Genomic DNA, 14,424 nt, shown 5'->3' with positions numbered 1-14,424 from the left:
GGCTGGCGGCAATTATTGTCGATGGTGCTTGGGGCTTGATCTCCGTATCGTTCGGGCCTTGGTTCTACTTGTCCCTTCATCTCTTCATCTCTTATGCAAAGACGACAGTTTTCCTTGGGTTTGATGGCCGTCACCGCCATGCCTCTTTGGGGTTGTGCGGCTGCCAGCAAGGCAGCAAACCAGGACGCAACGGCTCGCCAGTGGAATGACACCCTGGCTGGTATCGAACGCACCGCCCAGGGCCGCCTGGGCGTGGCCATGCTGGACACCGGCTCGGGCCTGGCGCTGGGCTGGCGCCAGGACGAGCGTTTTGCCATGGCCAGCACCTTCAAGGCCGTGTTGGCCGGTTGGATGCTGGCGCTGGTGGACCAGGGCAAAGAGCGACTGGACGCCCGCGTGCACTACGCGGCGGCAGACGTGGTGGCGTATTCGCCCGTGAGCGGCCCCCGCGCAGGCGATGGGGGCGGCCTGACGGTGGGCGAGCTGTGTGCCGCCACCGTGAGCCTGAGCGACAACACCGCCGCCAACCTGCTGCTGGCGCGCCACGGCGGCCCGGCCGGGTTCACGGCCTTTGTGCGATCACTGGGCGACGGCATCACGCGGCTGGACCGCAACGAACCCGCGCTCAACCAAGCCAAGGTGGGCGACCCGCGCGACACCACCACGCCGCTGGCCATGCTGTTGACCCTGCGAAAGCTGGTGCTGGGCGATGTGCTCACCGCCACCTCGCGCGCGTGGCTGCAGCGCTGGTTGGTGGAGACCAGCACCGGCGACAAGCGCCTGCGCGCGGGCGTGCCGGGCTGGAAGGTGGGGGACAAGACAGGCACGGCCAGCGACAGCGGCACGGCCAATGATGTGGCGGTGCTGTGGCCTCCGACCGGTGGCGCCCCGGTGCTGGTGACTTGCTACCTCACGCGGTCTGCTGCCAAGCCGGAGCAGCGCGATGCGGCCATTGCGCAGGTGGCGCGGGCTGTGGCTGCGGCGCGCCAGGGGTAGCCTGCCTGCGGGGGTGTTGACCTGGTGCGGGCCTTGGTTGGTGGCCGCCCCCAAACCGTTCGGGCTGAGCCTGTCGAAGCCTTGCACGCACGCGGCAAGCCCTGGCTTCGACAGGCTCAGCCCGAACGGCTGTGTGGTCTCAGAGTCCGGTTCTTCAGAGCTTCTTGACCAGCACCTGGCTGCGCCGGTCCCAGTTGTACTTGCGTTTGCGCGCATCGGGCAGCCAGTCCGGGTCCACCGGCTGAAAACCGCGCTTGATGAACCAGTGCATGGTGCGCGTGGTCAGCACGAAGATGCTGGTGAGCCCCAGAATCCGCGCGCGCTGTTCGATGCGCTTGAGCAGTTTTTCGCCGTCGCCCGTGCCCTGGCTTTGCGGCGACACGGTCACGGCGGCCATCTCGGCCGTCTTGGCCTCGGGGTAGGGGTAGAGCGCCGCGCAGCCGAAGATCACGCCGTCATGTTCGATGATGGTGTAGGTGGCGATGTCGCGCTCGATCTCGGTGCGGTCGCGCTTGACCAGCGTGCCGTCCTTCTCGAACGGCTCAATCAGCTGCAGGATGCCGCCCACGTCGTCGATGGTGGCCTCGCGCAGCTCTTCGAGCTTTTCGTCGATCACCATGGTGCCGATGCCGTCGTGCACGTACACCTCCAGCAGCAGCGAGCCATCCACCGCAAACGGCAGGATGTGGCTGCGCTCCACGCCCGCCTTGCAGGCCTTCACGCAGTGCTGCAGGTAAAAGCCCGTGTCGGTGGGGTGCTGCGCGGTGGGCAGCGTGGCCAGCAGGGCCTGGGCTGCGGCCAGCGGCAGCTCGGTGTCGATGGGGTTGTCCTCACCATCGGGCTCGCCCGGCTGCATGCGGATGCCGGGCACCTCGGTCAAGAAGATCAGCTTGTCGGCGCGCAGCTCAATGGCCACGCTGGTGGCCACCTCTTCCATGGCGAGGTTGAAGGCCTCGCCCGTGGGCGAGAAGCCGAACGGAGACAGCAGCACCAGCGCGCCCATGTCCAGCGTCTGGCGGATACCCGCCACGTCCACCTTGCGCACCAGGCCCGAGTGCTGAAAATCCACGCCATCCACAATGCCCACGGGCCGGGCCGTGAGGAAGTTGCCCGAGATCACGCGCACCGTGGCGCCCGCCATGGGCGTGTTGGGCAGGCCCTGGCTGAAGGCGGCCTCGATCTCGTAGCGCAACTGCCCGGCGGCCTCTTGCGCGCAGTCAAGCGCTACCGAGTCGGTGATGCGGATGCCGTGCGAATACTTTGCTGCATGCCCTTTGGCCGCCAACTGCTCGTTCACTTGTGGGCGAAAGCCGTGCACCAGCACGATCTTCACGCCCATGGCCTGGATCATGGCCAAGTCCTGCGCAATGTGGTGCAGCTTGCCCGCCGCAATGCCCTCACCCGTGAGCCCGATCACAAAGGTCTGGTTGCGGAACTTGTGGATATAGGGCGCCACCGAGCGGAACCAGGGGACGAAGGTGAAATTGAAAACGGCGGACATGGGCGGTGGAGAGCGGTGGAGTGGCCTTGGAGCGTGGGAAAAACGGTCAACAGCAGGCGGCTACGCGGGGCCGCCAAGTCGCGCATCATAAGCATGCAGGGCTTTCGCTGTCTGGGGCTTGCGCAGGTTCGCCCCCGGTTTGTTGCTGAAACGCCGCCAGCCGGGCCGCAAAAGGCTCCAGGATCAGGGTTTCATCAGGCCCCGCATGGGTTGCCACCGCAATGGCCACACCACTTTGGGCCATCAGCGCCTGCATCTCGGGCTGGGCGATCATGCCGTGGTCCGTCAAAGCCTCCACCAAGCGGGTGAGGGCGCCACGGTGCTGGCGCAGCAGGGCGCTGGCGCGCTGGTATTGGGACTGCAGCAGTTGCTCGATGGCAGCGTTGCTGGGTTCCACGTCGGTGTTGAGGTGGTTGTCCAGCTCCACCGTCACGTCCGTGCGGGACAGGCGTGTGCCAAAGCCATGGTGGCGGATGTAGCGCGCAGCTTCGGCCGTGACCTGCTTGTAGTCCTGCTCGGCCCCGGTGGTGCAGGCCATTTCGCCAAACACCAGCTCTTCGGCCACGCGGCCCGCCAGGCCTACGCACATCATGTCCAGCGCGTTCTGCCGGGTGGTGACCTTGAGCCCTGCAAAGCTGTTGTAGCCGCCTTCGAACGAGGCGATGTTGATCTTCACCTCTTGCGGGGCTTGGCCGAACAGCAGGCAATAAACGAGCCCGTGGCCCGCTTCGTGCACCGCCAGCAGCGCGCGAAAGTCGGCATTGGCGCGCTGTTTGATGCGGTTGAGCTCCAGCGTGACGGCAAACTGTGCCTGCTGTACCTCGCCCTGGGCGTTGGTGCCGCGCACCAGCAGGTGGCGCTTGTCTGCTGCCAGCGTGATGCCAAAGCTCTGCGCCAGCGGCAACTGTTGCTCCAGCACCCACAGCGCTGCGTTGACCAGGTTGGCGCTCAGGATGGCGTGCACCGACGAAAACAGCGGCCGCGTGCCCTGTGCGGGGAACACTGCGTTGGCATACAGCTCATCGTGCACGTCCTGCCCGATGGCGAACTGCACGCCGCACTGGGCGGCAATGTCGTTGCAATACCGCGCACACAAGTTGCGGATGAGCTGTTCGTACGTGGCCTTGTTGAACGAGGGATAGATCACATGCTCGTTGCCCAGGCGGGCGATCTGCTCGGGTTTGAAACGCTCGCCCAGTGCCTTCTTCACATCGATGAGCGAGAGCTTGCGTGTGAGGCGGTGGAAGATGTCGGCATCGGTGTCGCAGTCTTCCACGCGCTGGGCGGTCTCGTGGTACATCTCGTCAAGGTTGCCGCAGACAAACACCAGCAGCTTGCTGTAGTCGGTCTCCCACGACGACAGCGACTGCTGGAACCGCGTGAACAGCGTCTGCACCTGTGCGGGCGGCCACTGCATGATCTCGGCCAGGGGCTCCGAGAGCTTGAGCATGCGCTTGAGCTCCAGCGCGTCCCAGGCGTCGAGCTGAAAGCGATAGGGCTTCTTGCCTGCGCGCTCGTCCTCGTTGTCGTCGGCCCGTTCGGCTTCGTAATGTGCGTCGGCCAGCTTGCGCTCGATGTTGGTGAGGGCGCTCAAAGCGGGCGGCAAGCGCCCGTCGGAGAGCAGCGTCCACACGTCCTGGTAGCGCTCGACTTTCACGTCCTCGCCCTTGCGGTCGATGGTGCGAAAGCGCTGGAACTCGTCCAGCACCAGCATGCCCGGTGCGCCCTCGTGGATGCCGGAGTCGCCCAGCATGCCCGAGATGGACGAGCTGCGGTAGCTTGCGCCGTGGCTGAAACCGTCCATCTGCACTTCCACAAAGCGGTCGTAAAAGCCCAGCAACTGCGCCAGGCGCCGCGTAAGCTGCGTCTTGCCGGTGCCGGTGAGACCCCACAGGCAGACGATGACGGGCCGGGTAATGAGCTCTGGCAGCACATACCAGGCGCGGATGGCATCGATCACGCGGTCGATCACGTCGTCAATGCCAAACAGCTCGGCCTTGAGCTGCGTGGCGGCCAGCGCCAGTGCCTGCTGGCGCTGGGCCAGCAGCTCGCGGTGCGCCATGGTCAGCGTGTGCCGCTCGTGCGGCGTGTTGTCTTGAAGGGTTGAAAGGTCCATGGTTTTTACTCGTTGGCTTCAGTCGTTTTCGGTGAAGCGGGATGTCTGTATCGCCTTGCGCAGGGCGACGTTGTCCGCGCGGCGCTGGGCCCCACGGGTTCGGATGTGCTTGCCTGCCGCACTCGACAGGCTGCGCTGGGCCAGCGCGGCGGCCACAGGGTTTCGGGGCGGGCCCGAGGCTTCGAGCCGTAGCACCAGGGGCTGCTTCATGCGGCGCAGCTTTTTGATTTCACCCTGGGCGTAGGCCCGAGACAGTTTTTTGGCACTCATGTGCACTCCACAAACAAAAAACCCCGGCGAAGGAGCCAGGGCTTGCGGAGCGCGCGTCAGTTAGGTGCGCGGGTGCTTTTTGCCGTGGCTGGACTTGCTGCGAATGCACAGTCCAGCCGGGGCGGTGGACTGTGGTCAGGCGGGTGTGAAATACGAAACCGACATGGGATGGACCTCCAGTGCTTTCTTTCGGGGCGGCCAATGTGGCCAGTGCTTAGGTGCCGAAAGGAAGAAGGCGCAATTTTGGCGATGTGTGCAGCGCATGGCAAGCGCGCACAAGGGTTAAAGCGCCCATCTGTCGCGCCAAACGCACAGCGCGGCCCGATAATTGCGCCCCATGTCTTCTCCCGATCAGCGGCCGCCAGAGCCTTCTCCTTCCCCGTCGTCCCGCCGCGCTTTCACCATCGAGTTCCCCGAATCCCTGCCTGTGTCGGGCAAGCGCGACGAGATCATGGCCGCGATCGAGAAGCACCAGGTCATCATCGTGTGTGGTGAAACGGGGTCGGGCAAGACCACGCAGTTGCCCAAGATTGCGCTGGCACTGGGCCGTGGCAAGTGCAATGCCAAGCCCGGCCAAAAAGGGCAACTGATCGGACACACCCAGCCGCGCCGCATCGCGGCCAGCAGCGTGGCCAAGCGCATTGCCGAGGAGCTGAAAACCCCGCTGGGTGATGTGGTGGGCTTCAAGGTACGGTTCCAGGACCGCCTCTCGCGCGATGCGTCCGTCAAGCTGATGACCGACGGCATCTTGCTGGCCGAGACGCAGACCGACCCGCTGCTCAAGAATTACGACACCATCATCATCGACGAGGCACACGAGCGCAGCCTGAACATCGATTTTCTGCTGGGCTACATCCGCCAGATCCTGCCGCGCAGGCCCGACCTCAAGGTCATCGTCACCTCGGCCACCATCGATGCAGACCGGTTTGCCAAGCACTTCGAGAGCGTCAAAGGCCCAGCGCCCGTCATCATGGTGTCGGGGCGCACCTTTCCGGTGGAGCAGCGCTACCGCCCGTTTGAAGAAAGCCGCGACTATGGCCTGAACGAAGCCATTGCCGATGGCGTGGATGAACTCTGGCAAGGCAATGCGGCGGGCGACATCCTCGTCTTTCTGCCCGGCGAGCGCGAGATCCGCGAGGCCGCCGACCACCTGCGCAAGCACCTGTCGCACCAACCCGTGATGCGCAACGCAGAGGTGCTGCCGCTGTTTGCGCGCCTGTCGCAAGCCGAGCAGGACCGCATCTTTGACGGCCACACGGGCCGGCGCATTGTGCTGGCCACCAATGTGGCCGAAACCTCGCTCACCGTGCCTGGCATCCGCTATGTGGTTGACGCTGGTACGGCGCGCGTCAAGCGCTACAGTTTTCGTAGCAAGGTGGAGCAGCTGCTGGTGGAGCCCATCAGCCAGGCCGCCGCCAACCAGCGCGCGGGCCGTTGCGGGCGCGTGGCCAATGGCATCTGCATTCGCCTGTATGACGAGGCCGACTTCAACAGCCGCTCGCGTTTTACCGACCCCGAAATTCTGCGCAGCTCGCTCGCAGGCGTCATCCTGCGCATGAAGTCGCTGCACCTGGGCGATGTGGTGCAGTTCCCCTTCATCGAAGCGCCCTCGGGTCGCGCCATTGCCGATGGCTACCAACTGCTGGCCGAGCTGGGTGCGGTGGACGACGCCAACGAGCTGACCCCCATGGGCGTGGAGCTGTCGCGCCTGCCACTCGACCCCCGCGTGGGCCGCATGATTCTGGAAGCGCGCGACCGCAAGGCGCTCGACGAAGTGCTGGTGATTGCCAGCGCTTTGAGTGTGCAGGACGTGCGCGACCGGCCTATGGAGGCCCAGCAGCAGGCCGACCAGGCCCACGCCAAGTTCGACGACGACAAGAGCGAGTTCAGCGGCTACCTCAAGCTGTGGAAGTGGATCAACGAGGCCCGGGGTGGCGCGCCCAGCCTGCCGTCGGCCCGCGCGCAAAAGGCCATGGCCGCGCAGAAGGCGCCTTCGCAGGCCTATCTGCCGGTGGAGCGGCGCGGCGGTGCGCCCGTGGCTGCATCGGCACCCGCAGCCGTGCCCGCCGCTACCCACAAGCTCAGCAACCGCCAGTACGAGCAATTGCTGCGCCAGAACTTCATCAGCATCCGCCGCCTGCGCGAGTGGCGCGACATCCACACCCAACTGCTCACGGTGGTGACCGAGCACAAGTGGCAGATCAACACCCAGCCCGCCAGCTACGAACAGTTGCACCTGGCCATGCTGGCGGGACTGCTGGGCAATGTGGGTGCCAAGGGCGATGAAGAAGACTGGTACCTGGGCGCACGCGGCATCAAGTTCTACAAACACCCCGGCGCCCACCTGAACAAAAAGCCCGGGCGCTGGATCATCGCGTCGGAACTCGTGGAAACCACGCGCCTGTTCGGCCGGGGCATTGCGGCCATCGAGCCGCAGTGGCTGGAGCAGATGGGCGGGCACCTGCTCAAGAAGCAACTGCTGGACCCGCATTGGGAGAAAAAGTCCGCCGAAGTGGTGGCGCTGGAGCGTGCCACGCTCTACGGCATCGTGGTCTACAACAACCGCCGCGTGAACTTCGGCAAGGTAGACCCGCACTCAGCGCGCGAAATTTTCATCCGCGAAGCGCTGGTGGGCGGCAACTGGGAGACCAAGCTGCCGTTTCTGGCCGCCAACCAAAAGCTCATTGCCAAGGTCGAAGAGCTGGAGCACAAGTCGCGCAGGCAAGACGTGCTGGTGGACGACGAACTCATCTATGCTTTTTATGACCAGCAACTGCCGCCCGAGGTGTGCAGCGGCCACAGCTTTGAGGCCTGGTATCGGGATGAAAGTAAAAAGCAGCCCGACCTGCTCAAGCTCACCCGCGACGAGCTGATGCGCCACGAGGCCGCAGGCATCACCACCAACGCGTTTCCGCGCACGGTGCGCCTGGGCGGGGTGGATTGCGCCGCCAGCTACCTGCACGAGCCTGGCGACGCGCGCGACGGCATCACCGTGACCATTCCGCTCTTCGTGCTCAATCAGGTGAGCGACGAACGCTGCGAATGGCTGGTGCCCGGTATGCTCAAGGACAAGATCCAGGCCCTGCTCAAAAGCCTGCACCAGCGCCCGCGCAGCCGTTTTGTGCCACTGCCCGAGTCGGCCACGCGCCTGGCGGGGCTGCTGGGCGCACCCGAGCGTTTTGGCACGGGCAGCCTGACGGATGTGTTGCTCAAGCAGGTGCGCGACGAGACCTCGCTCGACGTGAAACGCGCTGACTTCAAGCTCGACATGCTCAGCCCCCACCTGTTCATGAACTTCCGCGTGGTCGATGAACATGGCCGCCAACTGGGCCACGGCCGCAACCTGGGCGCGCTCAAGGCCGAATGGGGCGCCAAGGCGCGCGGGGCATTCCAGGCGCTGGCGGGCCTCAAACTCAGTGGTGCGGCGGCAGAAGGTGAAAAATCTGAATCAAAAGTGCATCCAGCGCTTGATGGTAAAGCGCAAGCAGCTATCAAATCAGGAGTAAATGGTGCAGCACAGCCCGTTAAACCGGTCAGCACCACGCCACAGGCCCCCGCAGGCCAGCGCTACACCACCTGGACGTTTGGCGAGCTGCCCGAGCTGATGGAAATCAGGAAGGCCGGGCAGACGCTGATCGGCTTCCCTGCACTCATCGACGGCGGCGACGCCGTGACCATCGAAGTTTTCGACGAGCCCGAGGTAGCCGTCGCCAAACACCGCGCGGGCTTGCGCCGCCTGTTTGCGTTGCAGATCAAAGACGCACTCAGGTACCTCGAAAAGAACATCCCCGACCTGCAGAAGATGGCCGTGGCCTACATGCCCCTGGGTACACAAGAAGAGCTGCGCACCCAGATCATCGACGTGGCGCTGGACCGTGCCTTTTTGCTCGACCCGCTGCCCACCGACGAGTTCGCCTTCAAGCGCCGCGTGGAAGAGGGCAGGGGCCGACTCACGCTCATCGCCAACGAGGTCGCGCGCCTGGCGGGCACCATCCTCATCGAATACGCGGCGGCCGCCCGCAAGATCAAGGACACCAAAAACGCGCCCGAAGCCACGCAAGATGCGCAACAGCAACTGCAACGCCTGGTGTCCAAGAACTTCATTGCTGCCGCCCCGTGGACGCAACTGGCCCACTACGCCCGCTACCTCAAGGCCATCACCCTGCGGCTGGACAAATACCGCGCCGATCCCGCCCGCGACGCCGCCAAACTGGCCGAGCTGCGCCCGCAAGAGCAGCGCTACTGGCGCCTGGTGGCCGAACGCAAGGGCGCTGTGGACGCACGCATGCAGGAGCTGCGCTGGCTGCTGGAAGAACTGCGCGTGAGCTTCTTCGCGCAAGAACTGCGCACGCCGCAGCCGGTGAGTGTGAAGCGGCTGGATAAGCTGTGGGCGCAGGTGAATAGCTGATGCGACGGGGGGTGGAGGGTGGGCCGGGTTGCGGGCGTGGCAAGCGGCTTTGCAGCGGGAGTAGCCATGAGCAACTTCCGGTTGAACGTACGGGTTCGACTAGATTGCAGCCATGAATTTTTATGAACCGTGGCTGTCATGGTTCTTAAATTGCAAGAACACCCTTCCTCGCACAAAGGGAGGGTGTTCAGCCAACGCTCAAGAAATCTTAATGTCAGCGTCTTTGATGGCCTTGGCGATCCACTCGTAGTCGTCGTGCATCATCTTGGCAAAGACTTCGGGCGCCATGGCTGCAGGCACCATGCCCGCACCGACCATCTTGCGTTGCAGGACCGGGTTGCCGGCCGCCTCTAGCACCGTTTTCTGCAGATAGGCCAGAGCTACAGCAGGGGTGCCCGCCGGTGCGCACAGGCCGCCCCAGATGGTGCAGCGCGTGGCTTTTACACCGGCTTCGTCATACGTTGGCAGATCAGGCAAGGTGGGGTTGCGCTTGGTGTTCAATACAAACAAAGGAATGAGCTTACCGGTGTTTGCGAATTGACTGATCAGCGGCAGGGGCACCACACCAAAGTCGCCCTCGCCCTGGATCAGTGCTCGGGCTGCATCAGGGCCACCTTTCATGGGAATGGCCACGGCGTTGATGCCATTGAGCTTGCAAAAATTGTAGGCGGCCAGATGTTCGAGGGTGCCATAGCCAGGCGTTACATAAGACAGCTTGCCGGGGTTGGCGCGGCCATAGGCAATCAGCTCTTTGGCATTCTTGAAATTCGGATTCTGACTCATGCACATGGTCTCGTCCGTCTCGCCCAGGCCTGCAATCGGCACGAGTTGCTTGAACACATCAAACTTGCTGAACAGGGCCTGCGCCGAGAGAAAGGCTGAGTTGACATGGATGACGGTGTAACCATCTGCCGGCGCGCTTGAAAGTGCACCCATACCCACCACAAAACTGCCACCGGGTTTGTTGTCGACGATAAGCGGCTGGCCAAAAGTAGGCTGCATGGTTTGCGTGAGCCAGCGGGTGGCTGCATCCGCAACGCCGCCTGCTGGCAACGGCACGATGATCCTCACGGGATGGGACGGGAATTTCTCCTGCGCCAGGACCATGCCAGTGGCGGAAAGCCCTAGCAGCGCTGTGCTGGTCTGCAGCAGTTGGCGGCGAGAAATCTGAAGTTGGGTTTTGTTCATGCTTGTCTCCTAGTGTGATTTGAATTAAAGGAACTCAGGCGCGCAGTTCGCGGCGCAGCACCTTGCCCACAGTGGACTTGGGCAGCGCGTCGATGAACTCGATGTGACGAGGGTTCTTGTAGGCGGTGAGGTTCTGCTTGCAATGCTCAAGGACGCGCTCCACCGTCAGAGCGGGATCGGACTTGACCACGAAAAGCTTGACCGATTCGCCGCTCTTCTGGTCGGGCACGCCAATCGCAGCACTTTCCAGAACGCCGGGTAACGTGGAGACCACATCCTCGATCTCATTGGGGAACACGTTGAAGCCGCTGACCAGGATCATGTCCTTCTTGCGGTCGACGATCTTGAATGCACCGCTGGAGTCCATGACGCCCACGTCGCCGGTCTTGAAGTAACCGTCGACGGTCATGACCTTGGCCGTCTCCTCGGGCCGCTGCCAGTAACCCGCCATGACCTGCGGCCCGCGAATGCCGATCTCACCGCGCTCGCCGACCGCTACCTCCTGTCCATCGTCGTCGAGGATGGCCATGTCGGTGTTGGGCACGGGAAAACCGATAGTGCCGCTCCATTGCTGGGCCGTGGGGTCGGTGACGCTGGCACAAGGCGATGTTTCCGACAAGCCGTAGCCTTCGGCGATCGGCACACCGGTGGCGGCCAACCAGCGCTCGGCCACGCCCTGCTGCACGGCGGTGCCGCCGCCCACGCACATGCGCAATTCCTTGAGGTTGATGGCATCCAGCACGGCCTTGTGCTGTGCCAGGCCACCGAACAGGGTGTTGACACCTGGCAGCACGTGAATCGGCCGACCACCGAGCTCGCGCGCTGCGCCGGGCAGGTCGCGCGGGTTGGCCACAAAGATGTTGTGCATGCCGTTGCGCAGGCCATAGAAGAGGCAGAAGGTCAGCGCGAAGATGTGGTACAGCGGCAGGAAGGTGGCGAAGCTCTTGCCCGGCAGCCACTCCAACGGCAGGCGGGGTTTGAGCCACTCACTCATCTGTAGCACGTTGGCCTGCACATTGGCGTGGCGCAGCATGGCGCCCTTGCTCACGCCGGTGGTACCACCGGTGTACTGCAAAAACGCCAGATCGTCGTTATGGATGTCCACCGGTTTGAAAGGTGTCAGGGCTCCTGCCACAAGAGTCTGACCAAACGGGATTTGCCCCGGCAACGACACGGGCTGCATGCCCGCCAAGCCCGTCCCCGCAACCACCAGACGCTTGACGGACACCTCTTCGAGCGCTTTGGCCACGGTGGGCGTGAAGGCCTCGAACACGACCAGCGTCTCGGCACCGCTGTCACGCAGCTGGTGGGCCAACTCGCGTGCGGTATAGAGCGGGTTAACGGTGACCATTACGGCACCGGCACGCAGTGTGCCCAGCGCCACCACGGCAAAAGGCAGCACATTGGGCAGCATCAGCGCTACACGGTCGCCCTTGGTCACGCCCTGGCTTTGCAGCCAGGCCGCAAAGCGACGGCTCATCAGATCCAGCTCAGCATAGCTGGTGGTGCGCCCCAGGCTGGTGATGGCTGGGCGCGCGGCGTGGCGTTGCAGCGCTTCGTCGAGCATGTGCGTCAGCGAGGCGAATGGTGCCACATCGATGTCGGTGGCGACGTGGGCGGGATAGCTCTTGTTCCAGGGTTTGGACATGTCGGGTCTCCTTGTTCTGATGCTGCGCTGCGTGTCAGGCGCCTTGCTGGATGAAGTCGGCCACACGCTCGCCCATGACGATGCAGATGGCATTGGTGTTGGTGGAGGCAATGGTGGGCATGGCTGAGCCATCGGCAACGCGCAGCCCTTCGAGGCCATGCACGCGCAACTGGGGGTCGACCACCGATTGGGCGGGGTCGCTGCCGATGCGGCAGGTGCCCACCGGGTGCCAGGCAGTGGCGCCGGTGCTGCGCAGGTAGTCCACCAGGGCTTCGTCACTGGCGCAGGCGGGGCCAGGCCGTTGCTCGTCGATCAGCCACTTGGCCATGGGGCCGGCCTGGGCGATGCGGCGCGAGAGCTTGAGCGCGGTCAGGCAAGCATCGATGTCGCGCGGGTCGGTGAAGTGGTTGGACAGCATGCGCGGGTTGGCGGCCGGATCGCGCCCGGTGATGTGGCTGGAGCCACGCGAGTGCGGACGGATCTGGAAAGAGGCGATGGTCACGCCGTCATGGCTGTCGATTTCCAGCTTGCCCTTGGAGCGATTGTTGGAGGTGGAGACCTGCTGGATCTGCAGCTTGACGTCGGCCTGGGTGCCGCCACTTTGCTCGGGCACGAAAGCCTGTGCGGTCAGGGAGTTGCTGGTCAGCGGGCCATCGCGCCGCGTGATGTAGCGCAGACCTGAGCCGATCTTGCCCAGCGGGCTGCGCAGAACACCGTTCCAGCTCACGCCCGGCTTGGTCCGGTAGGCCATGGGGCTGTAGACGTGCTCGGAGAGGTTTTCGCCGACCATAGACAGCTCGTGCACCAGCGGCACGCCAGCGGCTTCGAGCACGCGGCGCTGGCCCACACCCGAGAGCTCAAGCAGCTGCGGGGTGTTGAATGCGCCACCGCACAGGATGATCTCCTTGCGCGCATTCAGCGTCACATCGCGGCCGGCCGAGCGGGCTTCGATGCCCACTGCGCGCTTGCCTTCAAAACGGATGCGCGTGGCCAGGGTCTCGGTCAGCACCGTGAGGTTGGATCGGCCCTCGGCCGGGTCCAGGTACGCCATGCGGGTGTTGCAGCGCACGCCGTTGCGCGTGTTCATCTGCATCCTGGAGCCACCGAAGCCACCGGCGTTGTAGTCCTTGACGCGGGTGCCGACCTTGGATTCGACAATGGCGTCGAGGAAGTCGTCGGCCAGCGGGTTGTTGGACTGGAATTCGGTGATGGTCATCGGGCCCGAGGCGCCGCGGTAGGCCGAGTCGCCGCCTTTGAAGCTCTCGATCCTGCGGAACCAAGGGCGCAGCGCATCGTAGGACCAGCCCGGGCAACCGTCGGCCGCCCATTCGTCGAACAGGTGGGGTGTGCCGTGTACCCAGACCATGCCATTGACGGTGCTCGAACCGCCGGTGACCCAGCCGCGCGGCCAGTAGATCTTGCGGTTGTGCAGTTGGGCGTCAGGCTCGGTGAAGAAGTCGCGCAGGTAGATGCCGCGGCTCAGCACCTCGGCCACCCCAAGCGGAATCTTGGTCCATATGTTGGTGTCACGCGGCCCGGCTTCGAGCAGCAGCACGCTGTGCTGGCCCGATTCGGACAGACGTGCAGCGGCCGCGGCGCCGCCGGAGCCGGATCCAACCACGATGTAGTCATAGGTGTCGGTGTTCATGAGGGACTCCAACTTGTTCAGGTGGCCAGTTCGGCTTTGAGTTTGCGGGCGCCCAGACGCATACGCATGAATTGCAGGTCGGCCAGAATGGGCTGCGGGCGCTCGGCGCCAAACACGCGGCGGTCAGGCTGAACCTCCAGATCGATGAGGGTGCTGCCTTGCGCTGCCAGCAGTTCGGGCAGAGCGGCGCACCAGTCGGCGTGGTTGTCGATGCGGCGCGCGCGCGTGTAGCCGGCGCCTTTGGCCATGGCCGCGAAGTCGACCTGAGGCTCGGTGCCCGCCACGGGGAAGTTGGTGGCGCCGTTGAACTGCACGCCGTTGTTCACGACCACATGCAGGTATTGGTGCGGGTGGTTGTGCGCCACGGTGGCCAGCGTGCCCAGCTCCATGAGCAGGCTGGCATCGCCATCGAGCACGATCACGGGTACAGCAGGTTGCGCCAGGGCAATGCCCAGGCCCAGGCCGCCGGCACCGCCCATCAAGGGTACGGAGTCGATGCGGCGGGTGGTTTCGCCCAGCACATCGAGCGCAAACATGGCCGACATGGTGGACACGAAGACCGCCTTGGGACTGTGCGCGAGGCGGGCATTGATCAGGGCGGCACAGGCCGAGCCCAAGGTGAAAGCAGGAAGTTCAGTGTGCATGGTGC

9 protein-coding genes are annotated in these 14,424 nt (G+C 64.3%); 2 read left to right on the top strand and 7 right to left on the bottom strand.

Annotated elements, in window-relative coordinates; translation table 11 throughout:
• The first annotated feature begins 138 nt into the window (after positions 1 to 138).
• Positions 139 to 996 carry a class A beta-lactamase gene (gene bla, locus Q0105_RS09415; protein ID WP_366145922.1) on the top strand — a complete coding sequence of 286 codons (858 nt, stop codon included), beginning with the start codon at positions 139 to 141 and terminating at the stop codon, positions 994 to 996.
• Between the two features lie 154 nt (positions 997 to 1,150).
• On the opposite strand, the gene argA is transcribed toward bla, so the two are convergent.
• The 3 genes from argA to Q0105_RS09400 form a co-directional block, all read right to left on the bottom strand.
• On the bottom strand, positions 1,151 to 2,497 hold the full coding sequence (gene argA / locus Q0105_RS09410) for an amino-acid N-acetyltransferase (RefSeq protein ID WP_298211073.1): 1,347 nt from the start codon (positions 2,495 to 2,497) through the stop codon (positions 1,151 to 1,153).
• Positions 2,498 to 2,582: 85 nt separating this feature from the next.
• The gene (locus Q0105_RS09405) at positions 2,583 to 4,559 is read right to left on the bottom strand and encodes an AAA family ATPase (RefSeq protein WP_298211165.1); all 1,977 of its coding nucleotides are present in this window, start codon (positions 4,557 to 4,559) and stop codon (positions 2,583 to 2,585) included.
• 72 nt (positions 4,560 to 4,631) lie between these two features.
• Positions 4,632 to 4,883 (bottom strand): hypothetical protein, encoded by a 252-nt coding sequence (locus Q0105_RS09400; protein WP_298211072.1) that lies wholly within the window; start codon positions 4,881 to 4,883, stop codon positions 4,632 to 4,634.
• Between the two features lie 451 nt (positions 4,884 to 5,334).
• Between Q0105_RS09400 and hrpA the strand changes: the two genes are divergently transcribed.
• Positions 5,335 to 9,291 (top strand): ATP-dependent RNA helicase HrpA, encoded by a 3,957-nt coding sequence (gene hrpA, locus Q0105_RS09395; RefSeq protein ID WP_298211163.1) that lies wholly within the window; start codon positions 5,335 to 5,337, stop codon positions 9,289 to 9,291.
• A 198-nt stretch (positions 9,292 to 9,489) separates the two neighbouring features.
• On the opposite strand, the gene Q0105_RS09390 is transcribed toward hrpA, so the two are convergent.
• From Q0105_RS09390 to Q0105_RS09375, 4 genes are all read right to left on the bottom strand, one after another.
• Positions 9,490 to 10,398, bottom strand: coding sequence for a tripartite tricarboxylate transporter substrate binding protein (locus tag Q0105_RS09390; RefSeq protein WP_298211070.1), 909 nt, complete (start codon positions 10,396 to 10,398; stop codon positions 9,490 to 9,492).
• A 115-nt stretch (positions 10,399 to 10,513) separates the two neighbouring features.
• Positions 10,514 to 12,127 carry an AMP-binding protein gene (locus Q0105_RS09385; RefSeq protein ID WP_298211068.1) on the bottom strand — a complete coding sequence of 538 codons (1,614 nt, stop codon included), beginning with the start codon at positions 12,125 to 12,127 and terminating at the stop codon, positions 10,514 to 10,516.
• A 34-nt stretch (positions 12,128 to 12,161) separates the two neighbouring features.
• Complete coding sequence (locus tag Q0105_RS09380; RefSeq protein ID WP_298211066.1) at positions 12,162 to 13,775, bottom strand: GMC family oxidoreductase N-terminal domain-containing protein; 1,614 nt, start codon at positions 13,773 to 13,775, stop codon at positions 12,162 to 12,164.
• 17 nt (positions 13,776 to 13,792) lie between these two features.
• Positions 13,793 to 14,419, bottom strand: a complete 627-nt coding sequence (locus Q0105_RS09375; protein ID WP_298211064.1) for a thiamine pyrophosphate-dependent enzyme — start codon at positions 14,417 to 14,419, stop codon at positions 13,793 to 13,795.
• Positions 14,420 to 14,424: the final 5 nt, after the last annotated feature.

Origin of the sequence: Acidovorax sp., from assembly GCF_027492855.1 — a bacterium.
Taxonomy (GTDB): domain Bacteria; phylum Pseudomonadota; class Gammaproteobacteria; order Burkholderiales; family Burkholderiaceae_C; genus Acidovorax.
Note: the sequence above shows the minus strand (reverse complement) of the source record. Positions and strands in the feature narration are given on the sequence as shown.